We start from the raw sequence: 25,596 nt of genomic DNA, 5'->3' as shown, positions 1-25,596 counted from the left end.
TAGTGGAACATCATGTCGTGGTCGGTGTACTCGAAGATCCCGACGCCTTCTTTCATCTCTGTGGAGGCTTCGACGATCGTCAGGCTCTTCATCGCGAAGCCGTCGATGCGGTGAGTCGGCTGGACGTTCCTGAACGGGACGACTATCGCCTTGTGTTTGGGCAGACGAGCGTGGCGATCTGGAACGTTGGCCTGGCTGTTGAGCTTCAAGACGGTGCCGCGGCGCTTGCGGCTGGCGACCAGGTGCGGCCGCCGGCCGACTATGTGGCGCCGGAGCGTGTGGGGCTCTGCACATCGATGCGGCACGTGCTGCTGTGTATCACGGGGACCGCGCTCGTGCATTGGAGGAGTTGATGCTCGCGCGGAGGGCGCCGCCGCAGCAGACCCGGAACCATCCGATGGTCCGCGAGATTATGCATGCACTCGCGCATTCCGAACGGCATGTATCAGGTTCTTTGCGGTAATTGGCCGCCTGGGTCGGCGTGGAGGACTGAACTGGCGCCCTACGCAAGGGTGCTCTTCTGCCACCACAAAAGGCGAGATCGTAGCCTGTCGAAACATTTATCGTCCCGCATCAGCAAGGTCGGCTGTCCGATCCGACCTGCTTCTCGCTCAGCGTCAAGTGACTCCGACGCGTATGCGGAAATCCGCTACTAGAGGTGTATGAGAATTATGGTCAATGCGACGACTGCAGCCATGAGTATGGAGACTATAGATCGCTTCTTGAATTTCTCTTGGCCACTCCGTACGGTTGCTTCTCGTTGAGCTCGTACTTTGATGCGATCCTCGACGGTTGCCGATATTTCCGCAACAGCTCCGAAAATTAGTGGCGTAAAGGCTATTAGCAATAGGAAGGCGACCGCAGTCTGAGTGGCGGCCGGGTTGACACGGAAGAGTCCGAGCGCTTGTCCCGCTAGCCAGAGGATTGCGGCAGCGATGAGGTTCGCAAACGTATTGACCGCGATATCGCGATAAATGGTGGTCAGATTTGTGTCTTGCTCGGCAATCATCTTGATCTCAGGCATTCGCATAATTCCAGCTCGAAGAAGTTGGAAAACTCTTGAGCTTGAAGCTCGTTCAATCTGGTACGAGGTGTCGCCCTTCCGTGCGGAAATTGTCTAGTAAATGGAGTTAGGCGAAGTCCCCGGCGATGGATTGAGGCGGCTGTAATACGATGTGTTAGATTCTACGGAATCAGTTATTCTGTCATACTCTGTAAGTGTTAGCTCTTTCGTTCGGAACGCACCGAACTCGCGCTCCTCATTCCCTTTGAGGGTTACGAAAGAATCCAAAATATGTTCGGCGGATCTCCGGTCAATCCCGTAAATATGAAAAATTGCGGCATTCAACTCGGCGAGGATTTGCGCGCGTCGTTCCAGAGCCCACTCGAACGGCATTCCTAGATCTTGTGGGCTAATATCAGATGCGAACCCATAAATTCGGCGCGATGTATAGCTTAGCTCAAGCGCGCGAGGTCGGATGAAATTGAGGAGCGACTCGTTGAGCCACTTCGGAGTCTCAAGGAAATCTGCTGGGCGGGGACAGGGGAGCTGTTTGACAATAAAATAGACCATGTTGGTGCCGCTCAATTTCTGTCGAGCTATGTAGTCGAATACGAGCGACGACCAGACTGTATAAATAAGGAACGCTTCTTCGGGCCTGCCGAATAGCGCAAGGAGGAAAGAATTACCTGTCGCAGCCATAGGTATGCTGGAAGCTATAAAAGTCCGAGCATCGCTGGCGCGTGCGATATTTCTCCAACCAATAAGCCACGGCCGATCCCACTTCTCGGCAAGCCGGCCAATTACTGAAGACTCGGCGACCCAGTAGCGAGCGCAAGGTTCGACGTTGGGGTTGTTCAACTGTTGGGGGGTCAGTCGTGGAAGAACGTTGGCGTTTGAATCTTCGGCAACGCCCTCGTATGTGGAGAGTCTGTGATTCCAGGCGCTGACCATCTTGGATTCATACAAGGGGAGCCAGCGCTTGCTCCCCCTTTCCCATAGCCACCCGTCGAATTCGGCGCCGAGTTCCTCAAGTTCCGCTGCGGTGCGAAAGTCTCCGGAGTCGTTGGCCATATCGAACATGCGCATGAACCGAAGGTCCCATGGATTCCCGTCCGGGTCGCCATCGCGGATCAGGACGGGATGGCGGCGGTAGCAGGCGAGCGTAATGTCGGCGTCACGCCTTGTTCGGAACACCGGTAGCGTTCCCGTGTTTGGATTTAGGAGCAGGATCTCGTCCGGTGTCAGTGCGAACGCCCGAGCGTCTACGTCGACGAAGTCTTTGAGGAAGAATGCGAGCCGCACATTCTGGGCGATCTCGCCTCCCGTGATCGTGGTTGCAGCGAAGCGAAAGCTGTTGTGTACGCCCTCGAAGATGTCGCCGTTCTCGAAGTCGAAGAATGCAGCCAGACGCTCAGTTCGGAGCGTATCGGCGAAGAATTTCGCGGTCGTAGCGTCGGTTGCCAAGCCGGTCGGGGTGATGATCCCGGCCCTGCCGGCGTGAGCGACGCTGCTGCGGAAGTGCTCGGCGAAGATGCTGTAGGTGTTGACGTCACCGACGCCGCACAGCGGATATCTCCCGCTCATCCGCAGGAAGTGGCTCTCAGCTTCAGCGGCGCGCTTTGCGTTATTGAACTCGGCGAGTAGGGCGGGGTTCTCGGTCTTCAGTTCGGCGATGGCCTTCTTTCGGGCTGCGGCGTTCTTAGCGCCAGCGATGGCTGGCTCTCTCGCGGCGAAGAACTCTTGCTCCTGGAGTTTGATGCGCTCCCACGGTGGGTTCCCGAGCATCGCCGAGAAGCCGCCAGCCTGGGAACGTCCGACCGGAAATATCTCTGGAAACTCCAAGTGCCAATGAAATAGGCGATGGCGCTGTGCGACGTCGTTGACGGCCCGCACCGCAGTCTCGAGCGCGGAGCCCTCGCGCAAGCTCTCCAAGAGTTCTTGCGTGATCGGGACATCATCGTGAGTCTTCGGTGAGAGGAATGCCGCACACCACGCGTCGGCGATGTGGCGCGCCTGGGTCAACTCCGGACCCTCTTGCGACTCGGCGTACCGGCGAGCGGCCCACGCTATGTCGGCGAGGTTTCGGGCCGAGGCCGCCTCCCCGGCGATCTCGAGTGTGGTGGCCCGGAGCGCTTCGTTGCTGTAACTGATCAGTGAGCCTTGGCCAGCACGCTCTCTCGCGTTCGCGGTCTTCCATGCTCGCACGGTCGGTTTGTCGTCACCCGTCAGCGCGACGTAAGCGTCGTCGGGGATGCCGTCGCGGAGTAGCGCTGGGGTGGTGCCCAGCAGCGCGTTGCCCACTTTGATGTGATGGTCGAGGAACGAGAGCGGCCTGCCCGATCGCATGGCTTCGAGCCACAGGCTGACTTTGGCGAGGTCGGCGGCCATGGGGTTGACGTCGACCCCGTAGATGCAGCGGGCGACCACGTCGTGCATCGCGTCTTGCAGCATGGTCGGCGTCGGGTCAACCTCGCCGGTGCGGATCGCCGCGACGCGACTGGCGATGCGTCGGGCGGCGGCGACGACGAAGTGCCCGCTGCCGATTGCCGGATCGCAGACGGTCAGCGCGAGCAGCGCGGCTTCTGGATCGTCCTGCTTCTCGGCGTCGTCGAGCACGGGATCAAGCGCGGTGTCGAGGACGAGTTCGACCAGCTCGGTCGGGGTGTAGTAGCTGCCGCTCTTCTTACGGTCGTTGCCGGCCGCGGTGTCGAGGCTGAAAGCCTCGGCCTGCGGATCGCGTCGAGGGATGAGTTCCAGCAGCGACTCGTAGACCGATCCGAGTTCTTCGGCTCCGAGGTTGCGGAAGTCGACAGTGCGCCGCGGCTGCCCTTTGGGCTGTACGACGGAGAGCGACCGAACTGCGGAGAGCAGCGCCTGGTTGCTGAGCTTGGCGCCGTGCAGCACGTCAGCTTCGCTGATCGCGAAGAGACCGCCGAGCCCGGGTAGGCCGAGCCGTGGCTCGCCGTAGACATGGCCGAGGGCGGACATGACGACTGCGACGCCTTCCCAGAGGTCGTAGTGGGAGCTGCCGTGCCGGCACAGCGCCAGGTGTCGGAGCCGCGCAGACGAGAAGTGTTTCCGGTAGCAGGAAGCGGCGTCCGGGTCGGCGTCCGGGTCGAGAAGGGCTTCGCGGTCTTCGGCGACCGCCCAGAACAGCAGTCGGTAAACGGTGCGGAGGAGCGCCTGGTGGAAGTCCTCCATGCGCAGCTCGCCCGAGTCGAGTCCTTCCCGCAGGCCGGTGTTCGCCGGGTTTTGGAGGAAGCCGGTCCCGAGAGTCTCTAGCGCCTCCTGCACGCCATCGCGAAGCAAAGTCAGCGCTCGTACGCCCTGGCTTACGGCGGTGGTGCGCCACTTTTCCAGCCAGCACTCGCCGGGATGCCCGTCTTCGGGCGCTTCGACGCGGGACTCGTGTGCGAGGAGGTACATCATGGCGAACTCGGAGAACAGTTCGTTCTCGAACATCGACTCGAGGTCGAACTCGACGTAGGACTGGCCGGTCATCGTGGTCGAGTCGCGCAGCAGGCGCAGTAGGTGGCCGTTCGACAGGATTGCCCACAGGTAGCCATCGGCGCGGTTGAGCATTTCCTGCAGCATCGCGTGGGGGGCCCGCTGGGCGGCGCCGGCGACACCGGGGGTGCGTTTGTCGAGGGGGGTGTTCCAGCCGAGTAGATGCATGGGGGTCGAACCCCAGAGATGGCTGACGGGGTACTGCCGATCACCCACCGAGATTCCGCCTGCGGACGTGGTCGGTACGCGTCCGTAGCCGAGTTCGGCGAGCAGGTGGCTGAGCCACCGGTCGCGGGTGAAGCCGATCGCTGGATCGTCTTTGGATACGTCGGCCAGGTCGTCCTGGAAGCGGCGGTAGACGCCGAGGAGGTTGGACCACGTGCGTGATGCGGCCTCGCGGGGGCCTTCGCCGGCCAGGTGATAGTCGGCGCCGGACAGGCCGGGCATGTCTCCGGCGAGGACCGAGGAGAGAACGTCGCCGGGCAGGAGTCCGCCGGCGACTTTGACCGATGTCAGGGTGGCGGTCATGCGTTACCTCCCGCGTTCGGTAGCAGGACTTGGACGCTCAACACGTCGACGGGGCGTTGGGCGGAGACGCTGAGCCCTCGGCGGATCGCGCCGGAGCCAGCCCGGACGCGGCGGTGGGCGCTCTCGAGGCGTTCGCCGTGTTCGTCGGCGACGCGTTCCAAGGTCTGCATCAGTCCGGGTAGACCGTCGAGGACCTTGTCGAGGGCGTCGCGGGCGGCGCCTTCCACGACGTTGCCGGACGGCGTCGCGGAGAGCAGTTCTTCGGCACGTTCATCGGGAAGCCATATGGCGCGTGCGGGTGCGCCTTCGAAGGCCAGGACGCGTGCATCTTCGGCGACCAGCTGACGCATGTTGTCCGTGGTCGGCAGGTTGAGGTGGAACCGGAAGCGGACGAGCAGCAGGGTCGTCCGGGTGGAGACCGCGCTGGTTCGCATGACGCCGGCTCGTCGTGCGGGGCGTTCCCGTGCGGGCGCGGCCTTGTCGAGTGCGCTCTCCAGGACGTAGCGGGCGATCGCCTGCACCACCGGATCGGTGCGGCTGATCACGGCTTCGCCGCGTCCGGCCGGCGGGTCAGTGCGGAAAAGCAACGGTTCTCGTAGCCCGACTGGGAGGCTGCTTCGCAGGCCGAGTGGCAGGGTTGCCAGGACCGCGGTGAAGCCGTCGTCCGCGGGTGTGATGGTCGAGCCAAGCGATCGCAGGGTGCGGACGAGGAACTGCTCGAGGTCTCCGTGGGCGCCGAGGGCCGCGCGGATTTCGTCGACTTCGACGGTGATTTCCTCGGCTTTGATCGTGTGCTGGGCGTAGCGGGTGCGCGAGCGAGTCTCGTTCTCGGCAGCGGATCGCCAGGCGAGGTCGAATTCCTGGACGGTTTCGTCGAGGTCCAGGTCGAGGGTGAGCGCCTTCGGGTTCTGCTGACGGAGGAGGAGCCGTTCGGCGAGGGTGTCGATGAGCGTGTCCTCGCCGCCGGGGACGGGAACGGCGACGCCGGTGGCTTTGGCGATGGCGCGGTGCTTGCGGATGAGGACTTCGAGGACGATGCCGTCGATGCTGTTGTCCTGCCCGTACAGGGTGAGGGCGCGCACGATGTCGCTGCGCTGCCCGAATCGGTCGACGCGGCCTTCGCGTTGCTCGTGCCGGGTCGGGTTCCATGCGAGGTCGTAGTGGACGACGGCGGAGAAGGCGTCTTGGAGGTTGACGCCTTCGGACAGGCAGTCGGTGGCGACCAGGACGTGTTGGCCGTCGAGTTGCGTGAGTTCGTCGATGCGCCGCTCGCGTTCGGACGGCGGTAGGGCGCCGGTGACGGCGGTGACGTGGACCGGTTTGCGTTTCGTGCCGAGCGCGCCGGTGAGGTGGTCGGCGACGTAGTGGGCGGTGTCGATGAAGCGGCAGAACACGATCGGCGCGAAGCCGTCGGCGAGCAGCGTGGTGATCTGCTTGGTGAGCGCGGCGAGTTTGCGGTCCTGCTCGGGCCCGGTGAGGCCGGCGGCCCGACCGGCGAACTCGAGGAGACGCTTCTGTTCTGCGTTGGCCGTCCCGGGCAGGGAGAAGAGCGCGCCCGGTGCCGTGTCCAACCCTTCGAGCGCCTCGTCTCCGGGGCGGTCGAGGACGCCGGCGCGGCCGAGTGCGTCGGCCTCGGCTTCGTCCTCGGTGGCGGCGTTGGCGGCGCGGGTTTTGAGCGTGGCCGCGGCTGCCGTGGGGCTGGACGCCAGTGCCCGCAGCAGTGCCAACGCGGACCACCAGCGCACTCGTCCGCGTACTCCGGTGACGCCGTCGCTGACCTGCTCGCGGGCGTAGGCGAGGACGTCGTCGAAGAGGTCTCGGTAGGCGGGGCTCAAGGTGTAGGCGATGTCGGCGGTCTCGCGGTCGCGGGGGAAGGAGGCGCCGCCGTCGAGTTCACGGATGTCGCGGCGTCGCCGTTGGACGAAGTGTTTCGCGAGCAGTGCGCGGCCTTGTTCCGTGCTGAGGTCGGCGGTGGCGAGTTCGGGGTTGCAGAGCTGGATCAGGTTCGTGAAGGCGTCTTCGTTGCCGGAGTGCGGTGTTGCCGTGGCGAGGATGAGATGCCGGTTCGGATCGTCCGCGAGGTCGCAGAGCAGTTCGTAGCGCTGTTGCTGTGACCGTTGCCCGGCGGCGGTGCTGGCCACGGAGTTGTGTGCTTCGTCGACGATGACGAGTTCGGGGCAGCGCAGGAGGAAGTCGTGGCGTCGTCGGTCGGACTTGATGAAGTCGATGGAGATGATGACGTGCGGGTACCGGTCGAACAGCGACTGGTCCATCATGAGCGGACGTTCGAGGCTCTTGACCGTGCTGGACAGCACGAGCGTCGCGTCGATGTTGAATTTGTCCCGCAGCTCGCGTTGCCATTGTTCGGCGAGCGACGGCGCGCAGAGCACGGCGAGACGCTGGACGGTTCCCTGCGCGAGCAATTCGGCAGCGATGAGTCCGGCTTCGACGGTTTTTCCGATGCCGACGTCGTCGGCGATGAGGAGCCGGACGGTGTCCTGGCGTAGCGCCATCAGCAGCGGAACGTACTGGTAGCTACGGGGGCTGACGCTCAACCCCGCCAGCGAGCGGAACGGCCCGGCCGATGAGGCGAAGCCGACACGCAGCGCGGTGCGCAGCAGGTCGGTCGCGGCGGCATCGCCGAGATCGTCAGCGCTGGGGGGAGGAAATGTCGCGGGGGTGACGCCTTCGTCGGGGAAGACGCCGGCGCTGTCGTCCTGCCCACCGCCCAGCGGCTGGAGGAGGAGGAACTCGCGGGTGGTTCCCGGGAGCACGACCCATTCCCGGCCGCGGGCACGGACGAGGCTGCCGACAGCGATGTCGGCGTCGGCGAGAGCCGTCACGAGGTGGTCCTTCCTGCGCCGAACACCCAGGTGTAGCGCTGGGCGATATCAGTCCAGTCGTCGTCGTAGCGAAGGCGGATGACGTTCCAGCCGAGGTCCTCGAGTCGCTCGCCGGCTTCGGCGTCGCGCTGGGCTTGGTCGGCGTCGTCGTGATGCGGGCCGTCGATGAACACCGCGACCGAACCGCCCGGGAGGCGGTAGACGAAGTCCGGACGGGCGCGCGCGTCGGTGACGGTGATCTGGGCGTCGTCGGGCAGGTGATGACCGTTGGCGCTGAGCCAGTCGACGAACTTCTTCTCCAGCCGGGAGTCACCGAGGGCGTCGAGCCACTCCCGCTGGCCGTCGTGGGTGCGTCCACCGGCACCGACGACGACCTCGGCGGTCATCAGGTCTTGGAGCAGTTCGACGATCACGTGCCGGTTGATGCTGCTGTGTTCGTACTGGTTGCCGTAGGACAGCAGGCAGTCATAGCAGCCCTTTTCGCAGCGTTCGCGAGCGCCGTCGGCGCGATCGAGGTCGGCTCCGGTGTCCGGGTCGTAGTGGATGATCTCCAGGGCTTTGCGGCTGATCCGGGCGAGGGTGTCGGGTTGTTCGACGAAGCGGGTGAGGACGCCGGCGCCGCCTTCGGCTGCTTCGGTGAGCAGCATCCGGCTGCGTTGCTGCGGATCCGGGAGTTGTTTGCTCTCCAGCTCGGAGTCCTCCAGCTGGAAGAGGGCCTCGGTGGCGCGTTCGATCGCGGCGCGGAGCGTCACGGCTTCGGCGTCGGAGACAGGGTCGGTTAGGCGGAGCACGAGGGCGTTGCGTCGGTCTTCGACGTACGGGGTGACTTTTTCTTTGCAGGTGACGTCTTGGGCGTTGGCGAGGCCGTTCGCGTCGACGGGCGCGTCGGAGGCTTGGGCGTCGCTCAGCCATGTGCCGTTGCGTAGGTCCAGCCAGTAGCCGCGGTCGTGCGGGTTCTTGCGTCGTCGGCGTCCGACGTTGGTGACGCGCAGTTGGGCGGCGTCGGCATGGATGATTTCGACGGCGGGCCTCCCGGCGACCAGCGCGGTCGCGGTGGTGTGGCCGGCACGGGTGCCGCGGTCGGGGAACCGGAAGGAGATCTCGAGTTCGTAGCCGCTGCGGCGACGTTCTTCTTCGTCGCTGCTGATGCGTTCACGGCGCCGGGTGAAGACGGTCTGCAGGCGCAGCAGGTGTCCCTGGGCCGCGCCGAGTTGATCGCCGCAGTGCTCGCAGACGTCGAGTCCGGGCCGGACCGGATGGTGGTAGCCGCAGCTCTCGCACCGTTTGCAGCTGTCGGTGATGGCGCCGGTGCTGGTCGTTTCCGACGGGTCACGCGGGAGCTGGATGCGGTTGACCTCGTATCGGGCGCCTTCGTGGTAGATCAGCGCGCCGGGGCCGAACTCGCCGATGGCGACGAATCGCGGTCGCTGGAGGTAGTCGCCGTCGAGCTTCGCGCCGCGTCGCGCCGGGACGTACGCCGCGAGCGGTAGGCGGGGGAAGGAGTAGCCGGGCAGGAAGCCCTCGCTGGCCAGGTATCGGTAGGAGTAGAAGTCGGTGGCCCCGGATTCCTTGTCCTCGTTGCGGAGGAGGATCAGCTGGTTGCGCGCGTCGCTGCGACGTCGTTCGGCTTGCTGGCGGTCCCATTTGGTGGCGTTGCTGCTGAGCGCCAATTTGTGTTGCTCGTCGGCTTCGGTGAGCGCGGTGCGATACAGCTCGCGCCACCGGTGGAACGCGTCGTCGAACGTGGCGGCGGCACGCGTGATCTGGTCGTGCACCCATCCCTCGTGCCACCACGCGGGAGTGCCGGTGTCGTCCGACCAGGTCCGGCGGAGTTGCTGCATGACCCGGTTCGCCGTGACCTCGGCACGTCGGGTGACCTCGGGGTCGTTGACGGCCTCCTGCAGGGCCGCGCGGAGGGCGAGCGTTGGGGCGTCGCCATCGGTGTCGACGAGATCAGCGATCGACGCGAGCATCGACTGCTCGGTCTCGGCGAGCCAGACGGCGTGCACGTGGGACCGCACCAGGTCTTCGTTGGCCAGGTCGATGCGTGGAGCGATGACGGAGCCGGCGACCATGTCGCGGGAGCGGCGGAACCAGTAGCTGTCGTGCGCATTGCCGGTGGAGCAGTAAGTGAGGACGAGCGCCTGCTGGCCACTGCGGCCCGCACGGCCGGAACGTTGGGCGTAGTTGGCAGGCGTGGGCGGGACGTTGCGCAGGCCGACGGCGTTGAGGTCGCTGATGTCGACGCCGAGTTCCATCGTGGGGGAGCAGTAGAGCAGCGGGAGCCGCCCGGCTCGAAAGTCATTTTCGCGCTGCAGCCGGTCGCGGGAGGGCACCTGGGCGGTGTGTTCCTGCGCGCGGAGACCGGCGTAGGCGGAGGCCAGGTTGCGGTAGAGGTCGCGGAAGAACGGGTTGACGCGAGGACTCTCGTCGCCCTGGTAGGCCTTTTGGAGAGGTGTGGTTGCACCGCGGCTTCCGTCACCGGCACGCCACCGCAGGGCGCCGGCGTTGAGTTGGTAGGTCGGCCCGTCGGGCCCCTGCGCGGAGCTCAGGAGGCCGGCGTTCTGGAGAACCTCGAAGAGGCTCTCGATGATTTTTGTCGCGTCGTCGGCGGCGACTTTCCCGGGGAAGCCGGTGGACTCGCGGCGGAGGTACTTCCCGAAGCGGGTTCCGCTGGTGACCGGAAGCAGGCTGCGACGATTGTTCTTGCCTGCGGTTCGGGGGACGGCGGTACCGACGTCGATGAGTTGCTCGTCGTCGCTCATCGCCCACGGATCGACGAGATGAGTGCGGGAGAGCTTTTTGATGCGCTCGAAGCCCTCCTCGGTCAACACGTCGACGTCGATCGCGCGGACCCGGCGGAACTCGTCGAGCAGGATCCGCATGATGTCTTCGCGCTGGGCGGATGTGAGCTGTCCGAGGAGGTAGGTGCCGGCCCAGCTTTCGGCGTCCGCGGCCAGTTCGGGGAGATCGCGGTAGTCGACGGTCAGCAGGCCGGTCTGTTCGAGGTTGGGCATCGTCACACGCCAGCCGCGCTGGATGTCGACGTAGAGCCGGTACTCGATGAGGGTGCGGAAGGCACGTTCGGTGTCGCTCTTCGCACTGAACTTGGCCTCTGGGTGCAGGGCGAAGTCCCGCATGTGGAGGCCGAGCGCGGAGGTCACCGCGCTGGCGAGGTCTTCGTGGGAGAGGCCGTCCGGCCCGGCTTTGTCGAGGGCGCTGTAGAGCGCGGCGCGAAGCTGCGCGACCTGGACGAAGTCGTTGAAGTGGCCGGCCTGTAGGCTGGCGTCCTGCCGGTTGTCGACGAACGTCAACAGCTTGCGTGCTTCGGCCGGTAGGACGTCGTCAGGGAGCTGCCGCAGGCTTCGGACGACCGCGGCGCTGAGCAGGCTGACCGCGCTGGATCGGCCTTCGACGTCCAGTGTGGCGAGTTTGCCGTAGTCGCTGCCGCGGACCTGCTCGTAGGTGACGCCGCAGCGCAGGCAGAACGCAAATGGAGTGTGGATGAACCAGGCGGGCATGCCGGTGCGCGTCTCGTCGAGCACGCCGTCGGGGCGGACGAAGATTCGGCTTGGTAGGTACTTGCGTTTGCTGTCCGCCAGCTCGGACTTACCGGTCGTGGGATCGGTGACCAGCCACGAGTCGGGCACCCGGCCGGCCGCGAGCGGATCGTCCGGCCAAGGGTGATCGCTGGAGACATAGAGGTAGCCGGTGACGCTGTCGCCGCCGCTCGCGTCTGCCTCGCGACGGGGCACGAAAACGGTCTGTCCGTTCTTGCGAACCTGAGCGATGACCAGGTACTCCTGGCCGCACTCACGGCAAAACCCGAGCGGCAGCAGCGCCTCGTCCGGCTTGCCGGGCACGCTGACTTGGTACGTGCCGGTGATGTAGCGCTCGTTCTCGGGCGCGAGCGACACGTAGACGGTGTCGCCCTTCGACAGGAATTGGTGGAGCCGAAAGGCGAAGACCGGCCGGTTGGTGGCGGGGTCGACGACGGACGAGCCCGCTTTTAGCACTGTTCGAAGTGCCTGTTGGCACTCCGGCTCCGTGACGCCGACGAGTTCGGCGAGCTGAGTTGCTGCGGTCGGCACGGTGGTGGGTGCGCGGCGAATCAGCCGGCCGCTTTCGGCCTCGGTGTCCAGCCCGAACGTGGTCTCAGCCCAGGTTGCCAGCGGATCGTGGACAAAGGCGTCGTAGGCGGTTGGCACCTGGTCGGCGGCAGCGTTGATCACGGCTTGGCGCAGTGCGTCGATCCCGGGTTGGCTGTCCGGGGTGGCGCGCACCAAGGTCTCGCCGATCACCCGTTCCGGTGTCACCGACGCACCGAACAGCCTGGTGGCGACGGCGGCGACAACTGCTCGTCGTTCGGCGAGCGTCCCCTGGCTGGACATGGTGGCGCTCGTTCCGATCACCTGCAGGGCGTCGGAGGAGCATTGGTCGCGTAGCCGTCGGATCAGGAGCGCGACATCGGCGCCCTGCCGGCCGCGGTAGGTGTGCAACTCGTCGAGAGCGAGAAAGCGGAGGTTCTGCGCCGCCCGGACGAGCTTTTTGCGTTCGTCGGGACGGGTGAGCACCAGCTCGAGCATCACGTAGTTCGTCAGCAGGATGTCCGGCGGTGCCGCGAGGATGCGCGTGCGTTCGTCGGGCGACTCTTGCCCGGTGTAGCGGGCGAAGGTGACCGGCTCGTTTCCTTCGCCGTAGCCGAACCGCAGGAACTTCTCCAGCTCACCGACCTGGGAGTTGGCCAGGGCATTCATCGGGTAGACGACGATCGCCTTCACGCCGGGCTGGCGACGTGCGTCGTTCGCGTCGCGAGCACGGAGGACCGCGTCGACGATCGGCACGATGTAGGCCAGCGACTTTCCGGAACCCGTGCCGGTCGTCAGGACGTAACTGTGGCCGGTCCGGGCGACTTCGACTGCTTCACGCTGGTGTTGGTGCAGGCGGATCGGGTCGCGGCCGGCGTCGCTGAGATCGCGTTTACGTCGGAAGATACGCGCGCACTCGGGGTGAAGCAGGCCCTCGTCCACCAGGTCGGGGACCGCGCCGCCGGAGGCGAAGGACGGGTTGAGGCTCAGCCACGGGTCGGGCCACTGGATGCCCTCCGCGAACTGGCCATCGACGAATGATCGGATCCGCGGATCGCGTACCTCTACGAAGCCCGAGGTGAAGGCGCGGTAGTCGTTGATGACCTCTTCGTGGACCCGGAAGACATCCATCCCCACCCCCGCGTGAACGGACACGACGTAGGTCGATGTGACCTATCATCCATAACGCCCAAAAACGTATATAACAGTCCCAGGCGATGTAAAGAGGTCATCGTGGGCTTGCGTCGGCGCAAGGGCCGTGGTGATGAGCCGAGGAGGCGCGGCTCGACGTCCGTGCGCGCGTGATACGCCCGACCGGCAGACGTCACCCCCTGAAGTTCACTGACGTGAAGTCAGGTTCCGGCGAGCGGCAAATTGGGATCGACGACCGGTCTAGCGCGTGGCGGGTCGGCGAAGCATCGACCTAGAAGGGAATGCATTTGAAATAACAAGCCCTTACTGAGTTCTCTCTCAAGGGGATTGCAACCGCTCACCGAAGACGCCGGGGATCATGTCCACGCCGCATTGGGGCAATCGCGCCTTGAACGATCCCGCCCGCTCGAGTTCACGCAGCGCGCCGAAACGGTCCGGGCCGGCGCGGTCGTACGGCGCAACTCCCGTGAGGTATTCAGAGCCGCTGTCGCGTTGGCGTAAATTGGCGTGATCCGGGTCCGCCGGACCTGCTGAAGAATCACCCCACCGTCGGCACCGAACGTGATCGTCGGCGGATTCGGCTGCACCGCGAGTCGGCGGCGTTCGACGGCACGCCCGGCGGCGCTGCGGCAGTTGCGGCACCGGGAGCCGTGACCGCGGTGGCAACTGTCAGAAGCGTTACGGGGCGAAAGTGCGTAGGCGCATGGCGCTATGCGCCGGGCCGGCGGTTCTGTTCACGTCCGAGACACTTGGTCTCATGTAACGGGCCGCCATCCAGCCGACGATGACGCCCACGACCCACAGTGGGAGACCGGCGACCAGCCTCGATGATCAGCGGGAAGCGGCCTCTCCACCTGTGGTGAGGAGCGCCGTTACACGGCGCGGCCGTTCTTGCGGGCTTCGTTCATCGCCGCGTACATCTTCTCGGCTGGCCACTGCAAGGCCTCGACTCCCGCCGCCGTCAATGCGGAGGTGCGCTCTGCGGGGTCGTGTAGCACCCAGCCCAGCCTCTTGCCGACGTTCGACAGGTCGTAACCGCAGTTCATTTCGTATAGGGCCAGGTTTCTGTCCTTCCGCGAGATCCTCTTCTCGGCCTCGGTTAGCTCGACGCGACTAGCGAGCCCGGCGTAGATCTGTCTACGAGTCAACGGCCGCGCAGATTCCTGAAGGAAAAGCAATGCCTCACGGAAGAGGTAATTACGGCGTTCGACGGACATAAGAATTTACTCCTTGATTTCGAACCAGTTTTTGTAGTGCCATGGGTGGTCGACAGGAATGTCGACTGTGCGATCGAACAGCGTACGAACGGCGTCGAGATCCTCGTCGATCAGCTCGCGCATCCAGTCGAGGTAGTCCACCTCTCGGTTCACTTCGCCGGCGCCGTCCTCGACGATGACGTAGAGCATCAGGGCTTCCGCGGGGCACCGCGTCAACTGGGAGGTCCGGCTTGCCAGCCGGTCCGCGATGCGCAACGACGCGGCGCGGAGCCGGTAGAGCAGCTCGTACTCGTAGTGCGTCACGAACCGCTCGGGCAACCAGTTAGCGAGCCAGCTTTCGCTCAGCTCACCGAGGTGACTACCTCGCGGCCGCTCGCGCAGGGCCTCCAAGTCGTGCTCGAGCTGTTCCGCGACCACCAGCTGGAACCCGAGTTCGAATGCCCTCGCCCGTGCCTCGCCGTGGCGTGCGGCGACGGCCGTCGAGAACCCGGCCCACTCAGTCGCCGCGTCCCAGTTCGGATCGGCGCGCGGGGTGCGCGCTGCGGCCTCACCATCGGAGGCGGGTAGATTCGCCCATCGGAGGACTCGGCACAAACCGCGCACCTTGTCCCGCCGGATCGCCTTCCCCTGCTCGTACCGGCGCCACGATTCACTGCCCACCCCGGCCGAGGCGGCTGCCTGCTCGATCGTGAGCCCGAGCTCGAGCCGACGGGCTCGGATCGCTGCGCCGATTTCGGCGGTGCTTGGTTGTGTCGTCGGTGCCACCTGAATCCCTCACTAACGCCCCAGTAACGCGTCAAGTAGATCACGCGATGTGGCTTCTGCCAACTCGTCTTCCCAGCTTGGAGCGGTTTTGTGAACGCGAAGCCGCTACGGTGGGACGTCGTCAGGTTGGCCAGGAGAGCCTGGTCGTGGATGGGCTCGCCATCTGCTCGCACTGCACCAACTCCTCTGATGAAACGGCGCCCGGTTCGCTTGAGACGACATGAGCAAGTTGCGAGTAGAGGTGGACAGTCACACTGCCCACGCAGCCTGGCCGATGGTGATCAGTTAATCGTTGGGTCGAGAGCGGGCGTTCGCGCCGCTACGCCGCGACGCGGTTGTGCTGCCGGGATTACGCGAGCGACCGCGGGCGTGCACCTTGGCTGGCGTCTCGGCCTGGTTACTCCTCTATTTCGGGGTGGAGGCGTCCGTGGGGGTCTCGTTGCCGGTGTCAATCGGCGCTGTCGCGGAATCCGATCGCTACGGCGCGCGGGCGCGGATCGGGTCGGCGACCGTTGCCTAGCTGGTCGGGCAGGGCATGAATTTGTCGGTGGCCGGCTTGAGGATGAAGAGGAGGTGGCCGGCGTTGCCTACTTCTGGCCAGAGCGATTCGGCGAAGCGCCGCTGGTGTGCTGTTCGGCCATAGGGCGACCTTCTTCACTCCACATGGGATATAAAGCGCTACTGTCCGCACGTGCGCACCGTGCCCCTGTGGCTGACCCTCGCTCTTGTCGCTCTCGTCGGAGCTGGCTCATCCGCTGCAACGATCATCGTCTCTGAAGTGCTAGGCAGCTCATTTTCGTTGAGCTCTGGCCTCATCGACCGCACCGACAAGATCCGGGAAATCTGCGAGCTTTGGCACGGCAATCCAGCTGGAGCTGTCAACGAGGCCGCCGTTCTATTGCGCGAGGATGAGAGCTATCGTCCGTTCGTTGAGAAGGTTGCCCTCGCCTACGGCGAGGGGACCGACGGCCCAAACCGTTATGTCGTAGATGTCGAACGTGCCGCGATTACTGGCGAACGCGCCATTCATTAGTTGCGAAACATGCGGCTTGGTAGCCGAGTTGGCGCATCCGATGGGTCGCGAACGAGACGCGTGGTAACACGAAGGCGGCCAGCGTCCCGGTTGACCACGTGCCTGCATGTAGGGGCGGTCGGCAGTGGCGCGGGGATCTGCGGCATCATCCAGAGCCCGCGACCATCGGGGCCTACGGCGCGGTAACCTGCAAGCCCTGACGCCAGGGGCGAGGATCGAAGATATGAGCACTGCGTCGGCGGTTCTCGGCCCTGACTGGTCGACGTCGAACTCCACGACGTTCCCCGGCCGATTTCCCCTGTCGGTCGAGCGGCACACGATGAATACGGTGGATCGGCTCGTCCCCGGGGTCACTACCGTCACCCTCAATGCGCGGTATTACGCCCTGCACGGACTAGCGGCGGCCGAGGCCGAGCGTCGCGGTCTGGGGCGTGCTGCGGCTCAAGTGCTCTTGCGGCGATCCGAGGTCGTGCTCGGAGCCGTCTCAGCCCATCACGCCAACGCCGACCCCGGCGCCCACGGCGGGCTGTCCCGCGCGCACGGCTACGACCTGATTTGGCCGCATGTCCGTGACGAGGGCCTCGTGGACGTCGCTGCACTCGCCGCGCCGAAGGTGTACGCGCAGCCGCACTGGGGCTTCTGGGCCGCGTACCGGGGTTCGGAAATGGTGCTACGGATCGTGACCAGCGGCAGCGAAATCGCACCCGGTGAGCATCTGGACGGCCGCGCAGTCCGAACCGGCCTGGAGGACGTTCTCCAGCTCGCTGAGGAACCGATGCTCACCCGGGCTGACCTTGTCGACGTGGAGCACCTGTGTCTGTGCAGGTCGGTGTCGAGCGCTGATGGCCAGTGGCTCGCTGAGCTCTTCGCGGCGCAGGGTACCGCCCCGAACACCCGCGCCGGGACTCGCCGGCAGACGCTCCGCCTGATCGCGCGTGCGCTGGAATACCAGCAGGTCGATCGGGTCACCGCGGATCTCTCGTCATTCATCGCCTACAGCGACGCGCTCGTCGACGGTCGGGACGGTCGCGAGATGACGGTGGCGGCGGAGTGGCGTGGGCTGGTACTGCGCAACTTCTCGGTCACGGCCTGGCGTTCGCTGTGGGCCTGGCTGGTCGGCGAAATCGATGGTCTAACGCACCGATCGATGCTCGCCGCGAAGTTCGCCGACCGGCTGCCGACCGGAACAGTCGGCGACTTCCGAGCTCGACTGCCGGCGACGTCGGCGGCAGGACGGCCCGTGCCCGCTGAACCGCAGCTCGGAGACGAGGCGCCGGCCCGGTATCTCGGCGTGCTGTTCCTCGGCGCGCTCCGCGCCCGCGAGTTGTCGGGCGCCGAGCTGCACGGCTTCCAGGGACATGACCCCGAGGATGTTTACGAGGAACTCGCACCGGCCTGGCTCGCCGATCGCCTCGACGAATGGGCTGATCGTCCGCTCCGCGACTTCGCCTGCTGGTTGACCGAAGTGCTACTGAGCCGTTCGCAACGGCTCGCGTTGCGGAAAGCCCGCCTCGACACCAAGCGGGGCGTCCTCAAGGTGCCGACGCGGGTGCACCTACGCGATGACTTCGTGTTCAGGGATTCGGCGGAAAGCGGGGGGCCGGCCTCGCTGCGTTGCGACCAACTCGTCGGCATCCTCGCAGGCGTCGGCCTATTCGCACGTAGCGGCGACCGTTGGACACTCGGCCCGCGCGGGGACCTCATTGCCTGAGCAGAGCATCCGCGAACTACGTGGGGGCGAGGTCGCGTCGGCATCGTCGCCCCTTCCGTTCCTGTTCGCTGAAGACAAGCGCGCCGATCGGCAGGCCCGCGAGGCCCTGTTCTGTACGTTCAACGCGGATCTCGGATTCTTCGAGCGCACGGTCCTCGGCGTGACCCAATCGACCGGCGCGCGCGTCACCGTTGTCGGCGACGCCGGTATCTCGGCGCCCGACCCGAGGGCAGCCAGGAATGCGGGCACCCGCTACGTTCACGGCCTCGCGGCGACGCCGTCCGGATCCGCGTTCCATCCGAAGGTCACCGTGCTGGTGGGTCCGGAGCGGGCTCTGGTGGCCGTGGGTTCCGGCAATCTATCGCTGGGCGGCTGGCACCTCAACGCGGAGACGTGGACCGTCGCGTCGGCGGATCGGGAGCACTACCCGGCGCTCGTCGGTGACGTAGTGCGCTGGCTGCAGTCCCTCAGCGGCGTGTGTGCGATCAGTCCGGAGGCGTCCGCGAGTATCAATCGGACGGTGCGCGGGCTTGAGGCGCTAACGAAGAACGGCGCGTCCGTCGAGACCGGTCACCGGCTCCTGCACACCTCGGCCGCGGCGATCCTCGACCAGCTGCCTACGGGTCCGGTGTCGGAGTTGCGGCTCCACGCGCCGTTCCTCGACCGCGATGCCTCCGCGATCGATGCGCTGATCAGGCGATTTCGGCCGGACGCGGTGCAGTTGCTGGTACGGCCGGGCGAAACCGTCATGCAGCCGGACTCGGTGCGCAGAGTGACCCAAGACCTAGGCGTTGCACTGACGGTGCTAGAGGACCAAGGGGTCCGCTACCGGCACGGCAAGCTTGTCGAAGCGGTTCGGCCGGACGGCACGCTGTGGACGCTGACCGGAAGTCCGAACCTCTCCCGATCCGCACTGCTTCGGTCAGTCGGCGAGGGCGGCAACGTCGAGGTGGGCGTTATCCGCGAGCGAAGTGGCACATTGTTTCCCGCCGGAGCCCCGATTCCGCTGAGCTCCCTACGGCCCGTGGCCATTCCGAGCGACGACGCCGGTCGAGCCGGCCGCACCAATCTCCTGCTCGCCTGCGAGCGCACCGAAGACGGCTTGGCCGTGACCTTCGCCGCCCCGACCACCACCGCCGTGGAGATCGATGTCTCGGCGAGTACGCACTTCGATGACTGGGAGACGGTAGGTGTTCTCCCGTCCGGTGCGATCGACGCGAAGCTTCCCGGCATCGACCGGCCCGGCGGCACCCGAGCCCGTGCGACCTGGCTCGACGCTGGGGTACGCCGGTACGGCACGTTGCTCTTCGTCACCGACGGCCAGCGAGTCCGAGAGCGCGTCGGCGAGACCTCGGCGCCCTCCCGGACGGCGCGAGGCCCGGCCGAGCTGATCACCGATTCTCGGCTCTGGGCCATCTGGCAGCGGGCAATCGGCGAGCTCTCGGCAGCACGAGCAGCAGTTGCGGTGCCACGGGTAGGCGGTTCTGCGGGTCCCGGCAGCGAGGCCGACGACGACACCGCGTCCGGCGTCGGCCTCCGTCTGGATGACGAAGTCGAAGACTGGCTAACCTACACCGACGAGGCCAAAGAGCAGGTCGGCTCGGCAATGTTCCACTTCGCGCTCGGCGGTCTCCCCGCCTTGCGCGCGAACGCAGCCGCGCCCCCGGCCAAGCTCGCAGAACAGACCGACCGGCTCGTCGACGAGCGCGCGGCCGGCCTGGACGAAGACGACGCTGAGGCGGTCAACGAGGACACCGATCCGTACGCTGCGGAGTCGACCGACGCAGAGAGCGACGACACGGAGGCCCAGGCCGACGCGTTGATCGCTGTCCGCCTGACTGCGGAGAAGCGGCGGCGAGCTCGAGACCTCGGACGCATCGTCGCCGACGACCTTGTCCACCTTCCCGCGATCCCGCGCCTCGCCGTCGTTAGCCTCGTGCTGGTCGGCATCCGGAGCGATCTCTGGGAGTCGCCGTTCGGCCAGGACGGATGGATGCGGGTACTGGGCGCAGCGCTACAGCATCTCGATCGCGGCGACATCCCGCGCGAAGCCACGGCGAACTTCGGCAGCGTGTCGGCGGTGGGCCTCTACCTCCTGCGGGAGCATCGTCCGGCGGGCCGGACGTCCGAGGGGCTGATGTACGAGGCAGTCTCCGCGGACATTGCTCACCTGTGTGCCGCAGCTGAGCCGGCGATCGTCGCGCAGCACGCCCTGCCCTACACAAACGGCCGCGGCTTCCCCCTCGACCCGGACGACGTCATGCGGGTCGTCGCCCTGCTGGTGCAGGGCGACGCCGCCGCCGACGCACTCGAGCAGCTGGAACGCGACCACCCGTCCTGGCGAGCCCACCGCCACAGTGCGCGGATCTTCCACGTCCATGGTGATTTCACGAGCCCATTCCGAGGCGCCGCCGAACTACTGGAAGCGCTCCCGGCAACCGAAAGTTTTGCCGTCTGGGCCACGAATGACCGAGATCGGTGGGCGGCGGCGGCTCGTCGCCGCGACGACCTCATCCACGTCGAACCGCGCGGCGAGCGGCTGCACTGGGGTCATCACCGCTTGACCAGCTTGATCTCGCCCACCGCAGTGGCGCGCGATGCCGGAGTTGCCCAGCGCAGCCGGGTACTCCACGTTCCGACGACCCGGAGTTTTCGGGAGGCCGAGGACATCCTTGACGCCGTCGGGCTCGATATCGCAGCCGGACCGCCGGTGAACTGCCCGGATCTCGATCTATTCGCGCCACGCGTACGTTGAGGGCTTGTAGCCGGACGGGCGTGACTGTCAGCGCTTTTCGATAACCCGGCCGGCTGCGCCAGCGCCGGTGTTTCTGGGAGCGTCCAGCGGTCGCGTGCTTCCATCGGACATGGTGCGTTGCACTTCGCTTCCTGGCCTGTGCGCGGCCGCATCAAAGGCTCGGGGTCGCTGGGGCAGTCGCAGGCGAGCTCGTGCTGGTCAGCCAGCGCTGCGACCAAGGAGGGTTACGTCGTGCACGGCGGTCCTGCGCATCGACGACGAATGAGGTCCTACGGCGACTTTCCGTGGTCGAGTCATGGCACCTTGTAAGGATGAAGAGGGGGTCGCGTCGGGTCGACATTCCAACAGACTTGCGACCTATGGGGCGGCACTTAGCCATCATCGGTGCGATTGGCACCGGTTTCTTCGTACTGACGATGGCGATCCTGCTGCTCACCGTTGGACAGGCGGCCGCTGCCGACGTACGACGCGACCGACTAGACATCGTGAAGATCGCGTTGAGCGTCGTCGCGGGCGTCGGCGGCATGGTCGCGCTGGTCGTGGCCTACCGCAGGCAGCGCGTCGTCGAAGATGCACATCGACACACACAAACAGTCGAAGCCGACAAAGCCCATGATGCACTCGAACGGCGGATCACCGACGCCTACCGCCATGGGGTTGAGCAGCTCGGCAGTGATCGTGCCGCAGTCCGACTCGGCGGCATGTACGCCCTAGAGCGGCTCGCCCAACAGAATCCAGCGCACCGTCAGATCGTCGTCGACGTGCTGTGTGCCTACCTGCGTATGCCGTACGAGCTCACCGAAGCGCTCGGAGCAGACGATGCTGCGGCAGTCACTGAAATCGACTCGGCTGACTCTCGCTCACAGGCGCGAAGCGCGCAAGAGGAACGCGAGGTCCGGCTGACCGCCCAACGCATCCTTGCTCGGCACCTCCGTCTGGCTACTCCCGGGCAAACCACCGATACCTCCGACTCACCGTGGACCGACGTCGATCTTGACCTCACCGGCGCCGTACTTATCGCCTTCGACCTCGAGCAATGCCAGCTGCGCAGTCTCCGCATGAGCCTCGTCATCTTCGTGGACGATGCAACTTTCCGGAACGTACGCGTCGGCGACGCGGCGACCTTTCGAGCAGCCACCTTCCAAGCCGCCGCGGACTTCCGCGGCGCCGCGTTCGCCGGGGATGCAGATTTCGGCACGACGACCTTCGGCGGGCAGGCCGCCTTCGACAGGTCCGCGTTCGCCGGTGACGCCTGGTTCGGCGGCGTCACCTTCGCGAGCGACACCGGATTCGACGACGCTGTATTCAGCAGCGCGGCCGGCTTCCACAGCGCCAAGTTTCTAGGTACAACTGCTTTTGATGGTGTGACGTTCAGGCAAGTTGCGGGGTTCCACGGAGCGACTTTCCAGGAGATCGCTGGCTTTGACACCGCACGGTTTGGCGGCGACGCCTGGTTCGACGGCGTCTGTTTCAACCAAGATGCTGGCTTCAGACGTGTCTGCTTCAGCCACACCGTTGGCTTCCGCGCCGCTGTCTTCGGCGGCAGCGCGTGGTTCCCGGGTAGTCGATTCGACGGCAATGCCTGGTTCGACGCGAGCACCATCGCCCGAGCGGCATGGTTTATCAACAGCCACTTCTCACGCGGAGCCTGGTTCGACGACCCAAGCTACGTCCGCGCCCGTTTCGACGACGCCACACTCGATACCGCGCACACCGCCAGCCCCAGGCAATGGCCGTCAGGCTGGGGCGTCACGACGCACGCGGCAACTGCTGGGACTGCGAAGCTGGTCCGCGGTGGTCGACGGCATTAGGTGAGCAATCAGGCGCGGTCCTTCCTGGCGCCGAACGCGTCGCATTCACGGCGGCCTACCACCCTTGACGCTGGACTCGCGCATCCAGGAACCAAGCTATCAGCCGTAGCAGTACCGCCGCCGACGGTTGCTCGTGGTATGAGCTTGCCCCACTGATCGCCTTCCGTCGCAGTCTCAGGAACGTGACCGCCCAGGCGAATCTGACCGGATGAGAGAGGTGCGCACGGACCAGGTTGTAGCGCGTCAAACCGGTAGCCGAATGGCGCCCTTCGTCATGGGGTACGGCGATTGATCGCGCGAATTGCCTCGATGACGCCATCCACGAGATCGGGGTGGGAGGCATACGCCTGGAGTCGCGTAACTGTAGCCGTGTCGCCGAGCTGCGCTAGTCCACCGATCACGTACCGGTCCATACGCTCCTGGTCTGCACGATGGTGCATCGTGCTGACCTCGTCGCGATGCTCCAGGGCCCAATCCAGCAGCGCCAGAAGTTGGCGTGGGAACGCTTCGCACAGCTCGCGATGGCCGACCATATGGCGGTCGTCGCTCCCGAAGTCCGCTTGCTGTAGCTCGTACAGCACGGTTACTGCTGCAGCCGGCAGCTCCTGCCGCAGGAGATCCCACAGCGCTTCCGCGCGGCTGAGGTCGACGGGGTTGCGGTAGAGCGCGAGGATGATCCCGTCGATACAACGCCATGCTCGCTCCAGCGGTCCGGGGGTCTCGGCGTCCGCTGCTGGAGGCAACTCGTCGAACAGCCCGGCCCAGCCGCGGAGAGCGTGAAGATGTGCTCCGACGGCGATCTGCGGCATGAACGTGTCCACTGGTGCGACTCGCGCATGGCGAGCCAGCGCCTCAATGATTCGCGGGTCGGCCTGGTCGGCAGCGTCAGCGACCTGCGCGACCACCCAGTCATCGGCGAAATTGGGCCCCTCCGCGAGAGCAGCTAGCGCGAACAGCCGCAGGCGTCGGCTCTCGGGGAGAGCGCCGATTGCCTCACTGTAGGGTCCAACGATCCGCTCGCGCTCGAACAACTGGCCGACGATCCCGACAGCCCTTTTCGCTGTCTCGGGCGAGCTCTCGGCCGCGAGCACGGTGGCGATGGCCTCCTGGATTTGCTCCAGGCTGAAGATCGGCTCAATCTGGCCATACGCGGCAAGGGCCTCGATCAGCTGCGTCGAGAGGAAAATGTTCTCTGTCTCGCAGCCTTCAAGCTCCTCGATCATCCGGTCACGAACGGCGGGCTCCAGCTCGCTGGCGGCACTTTCAGCTGCGGCGAGCATTTGCAGGCGCAAGTGATAGCCGCCGGCCGTCCACCCCCGCCGGAAAAGATCGGGCAGGTGCCGCGCGTCGTCGCTATGCCCAAGGGGGTCGCTTAAGAGTCCGGCCACAAAGAGCCTGCTCCAGCCAGAGCCGTCCACGCGCCACAAGTGCGTTGCGAACGGCGATGAGTAACGGACGCCCCATCGCTGCCAGCGGCCAGTCCGGAGGACCCCGGCGATGATCGTGGCCGCGAGGTCCCTCGGCCGAGAGACCATCGCCGAGTTGTAAGTAGTAGCGACGAGCAGCGTTATCGCCGCGGGATGACCGTGTTCGCCAAGTACCCCGTACTGCCGGCGGAACGCGTCATCAGTGCGGTCGAGCAGACTGCCGACCTCGTCAACGAGGAGGCCATCCTGAAGCCCGAGTCCGACAGCGCCCAGTAGTGCGACTTCGCCGTCAGTCCATGACCTGTCCATACGCCAGTGTGCGGATAGCGGATCATTCGGATCAGGCACGACTAGATCCGCGGTCGCGGTCAAGCGCATCGCCTCTATGAGGAGCCGTCGCGCGGTGTCGATGACGTGCTGAGCGGTAGCTGCGCCAAATCGCCCACGGGCGGCGTCGGACAAGAGCGCGTCATTGCCGATCGCCAGCAGGGCATCGTGACGCCGTTGAGCATCGGGCTCGAGCAAGAGCGCGTGCAGACGCAGATCCCGTTGCGAGGGCTCCTGGAGGGCTTCCCCAAGTGCGGTGCCGTCGGGACTCGCGAGCGCAAGATGCTCCGCTGCCAGAAAGCGTCCGAACAGCTCGTGGATGAACCGAACGCGACCCTGTTGCGCGAGCACCAGCGGGCTGTCAAGTACGGCATCGATGTCCGAGGACGTCAACTGAGGTGTGCGTCGGAGCGCGGTGGACGCTTCGCCGGCAAGAAGCGCGGTACGAATCTGCGTGTCCATCAGGTGGGCAAGCGCCCGCAAGCCGCTGCGGATAGCTTCGCTGCCGGTGCGCTTACCGACATAGGCGTCGAGCAGATCCGTAGTGCTCGCATCGTGAGGGAGCGCAGCCGCGCACTGCGCGGCGAGCGACAGCTCGAACGGTGTCTGGATTGCATCTGGGACGGAAACGCCATCCGGTAGTCCGTATGAACGCAGAAGGGCATTCCGTTCGTCGGCGTCGGGCAACTCCAGGCTAATGGTCACGGGAACTGCGCTCGATGCGAGTGGCGGGACGACCGTGGAAGTGATGAGCACACTCGTCGAGACCCGGAGTCGCAGCGCGGCAAGTTGCTCCAGCAACTGAGCGCGGTGCGCATCGGCGCAAAGCTCGAAGGCATCGAGGACGACGACCACGAGCGTGCCGAGTTCGTTGGCCTTGCGTAAGAGAGGCCAAGCTTCTTCGCTGGTGTGCGGAGCCATGGCGCGGGCGAGTAGCTGACCGAATTGGCCTTTTTCGTACTCGTCGCATCGCAGCCACACCACGAGTGCCCCTGACCGGCTTAGTTCGAGTGCGGTATGACGAGCGAGATGCGTCTTGCCGCTGCCCGATTGGCCTAGAGCGTGTTTGAGAAGCGTCTCGTTCGTTGGGTGATGCGTGGCTCGTGGTGATCTGACGAACGCCGAGTGGGAAGTCCTGTCGGCGCTGTTGCCGCCGGCGAAGCCGGGTGGCCGGCCGCCGCGTCCGCGGCGGCAGGTCATCGACGCGATCCGGTGGCGGATCCGGACCGGCGCGCCGTGGCGGGATCTGCCCGAACGGTATGGGCCGTGGGAGACCGCGTATGGGCTCTTCCGGGACTGGCAGCGCGACGGCACGTGGGCGCAGATCGTCGCTGATCTGCAGTCCCGGGCGCAGGCGCGTGGGCTGATCACCTGGGATGTGTCGGTGGACTCGACCGTGGTCCGGGCCCACCAGCACGCCGCTGGCGTG

General features: G+C 65.7%; 12 protein-coding genes. 5 read left to right on the top strand and 7 right to left on the bottom strand.

From position 1 onward, the window contains the following. Positions 1–652: 652 nt before the first annotated feature. The 6 genes from ABD437_RS37455 to ABD437_RS37430 form a co-directional block, all read right to left on the bottom strand. A complete protein-coding gene (locus ABD437_RS37455) occupies positions 653–1,024 on the bottom strand; it encodes a hypothetical protein (RefSeq protein ID WP_344653731.1) in 372 nt (123 codons plus the stop codon). A gap of 93 nt (positions 1,025–1,117) precedes the next feature. Further along, positions 1,118–5,038 carry an Eco57I restriction-modification methylase domain-containing protein gene (locus ABD437_RS37450; protein WP_344653730.1) on the bottom strand — a complete coding sequence of 1,307 codons (3,921 nt, stop codon included), beginning with the start codon at positions 5,036–5,038 and terminating at the stop codon, positions 1,118–1,120. Next, entirely contained in the window at positions 5,035–7,881 is a 2,847-nt protein-coding gene (locus ABD437_RS37445) for a helicase-related protein (protein ID WP_344653729.1), read from the bottom strand. The genes ABD437_RS37450 and ABD437_RS37445 overlap by 4 nt, the downstream gene beginning before the upstream one ends. Beyond that, positions 7,878–13,100, bottom strand: coding sequence for a DEAD/DEAH box helicase (locus ABD437_RS37440; RefSeq protein ID WP_344653728.1), 5,223 nt, complete (start codon positions 13,098–13,100; stop codon positions 7,878–7,880). The genes ABD437_RS37445 and ABD437_RS37440 overlap by 4 nt, the downstream gene beginning before the upstream one ends. 893 nt (positions 13,101–13,993) lie before the next feature. Further along, positions 13,994–14,338 carry a hypothetical protein gene (locus ABD437_RS37435; protein ID WP_344653727.1) on the bottom strand — a complete coding sequence of 115 codons (345 nt, stop codon included), beginning with the start codon at positions 14,336–14,338 and terminating at the stop codon, positions 13,994–13,996. 6 nt (positions 14,339–14,344) lie between these two features. Then, a complete protein-coding gene (locus tag ABD437_RS37430; protein ID WP_344653726.1) occupies positions 14,345–15,103 on the bottom strand; it encodes a helix-turn-helix domain-containing protein in 759 nt (252 codons plus the stop codon). Positions 15,104–15,794: 691 nt separating this feature from the next. Here ABD437_RS37430 and ABD437_RS37425 point away from each other — a divergent pair. From ABD437_RS37425 to ABD437_RS37410, 4 genes are all read left to right on the top strand, one after another. Next, positions 15,795–16,136, top strand: a complete 342-nt coding sequence (locus ABD437_RS37425) for a hypothetical protein (protein WP_344653725.1) — start codon at positions 15,795–15,797, stop codon at positions 16,134–16,136. 223 nt (positions 16,137–16,359) lie between these two features. Beyond that, positions 16,360–17,847, top strand: coding sequence for a hypothetical protein (locus ABD437_RS37420; RefSeq protein ID WP_344653724.1), 1,488 nt, complete (start codon positions 16,360–16,362; stop codon positions 17,845–17,847). Beyond that, the gene (locus ABD437_RS37415) at positions 17,840–20,602 is read left to right on the top strand and encodes a phospholipase D-like domain-containing protein (protein WP_344653723.1); all 2,763 of its coding nucleotides are present in this window, start codon (positions 17,840–17,842) and stop codon (positions 20,600–20,602) included. The genes ABD437_RS37420 and ABD437_RS37415 overlap by 8 nt, the downstream gene beginning before the upstream one ends. A 359-nt stretch (positions 20,603–20,961) precedes the next feature. Next, the gene (locus ABD437_RS37410) at positions 20,962–22,413 is read left to right on the top strand and encodes a pentapeptide repeat-containing protein (RefSeq protein WP_344653722.1); all 1,452 of its coding nucleotides are present in this window, start codon (positions 20,962–20,964) and stop codon (positions 22,411–22,413) included. Positions 22,414–22,685: 272 nt separating this feature from the next. On the opposite strand, the gene ABD437_RS37405 is transcribed toward ABD437_RS37410, so the two are convergent. After that, complete coding sequence (locus tag ABD437_RS37405) at positions 22,686–25,151, bottom strand: NACHT domain-containing protein (RefSeq protein ID WP_344653721.1); 2,466 nt, start codon at positions 25,149–25,151, stop codon at positions 22,686–22,688. A gap of 112 nt (positions 25,152–25,263) precedes the next feature. On the opposite strand from ABD437_RS37405, the gene ABD437_RS37400 reads away from it, so the two are divergent. Next, the coding region (locus tag ABD437_RS37400) for an IS5 family transposase (protein ID WP_344653720.1) at positions 25,264–25,596 on the top strand (333 nt) is incomplete at its 3' end.

Source organism: Cryptosporangium japonicum, from assembly GCF_039524755.1.
In the GTDB taxonomy this organism is placed as follows: Bacteria; Actinomycetota; Actinomycetes; order Mycobacteriales; family Cryptosporangiaceae; genus Cryptosporangium; species Cryptosporangium japonicum.
The sequence above is the reverse complement of the archived record's forward strand: the minus strand, read 5'-3'. Positions and strand labels throughout refer to the sequence as shown.

Coding starts and splice junctions, on each gene's coding strand:
- ABD437_RS37435 (WP_344653727.1), bottom strand. CDS start 14,338: ATGTCCGTCGAACGCCGTAATTACCTCTTCCGTGAGGCATTGCTTTTC.
- ABD437_RS37455 (WP_344653731.1), bottom strand. CDS start 1,024: ATGCCTGAGATCAAGATGATTGCCGAGCAAGACACAAATCTGACCACC.
- ABD437_RS37420 (WP_344653724.1), top strand. CDS start 16,360: ATGAGCACTGCGTCGGCGGTTCTCGGCCCTGACTGGTCGACGTCGAAC.
- ABD437_RS37450 (WP_344653730.1), bottom strand. CDS start 5,038: ATGACCGCCACCCTGACATCGGTCAAAGTCGCCGGCGGACTCCTGCCC.
- ABD437_RS37410 (WP_344653722.1), top strand. CDS start 20,962: ATGGGGCGGCACTTAGCCATCATCGGTGCGATTGGCACCGGTTTCTTC.
- ABD437_RS37440 (WP_344653728.1), bottom strand. CDS start 13,100: ATGGATGTCTTCCGGGTCCACGAAGAGGTCATCAACGACTACCGCGCC.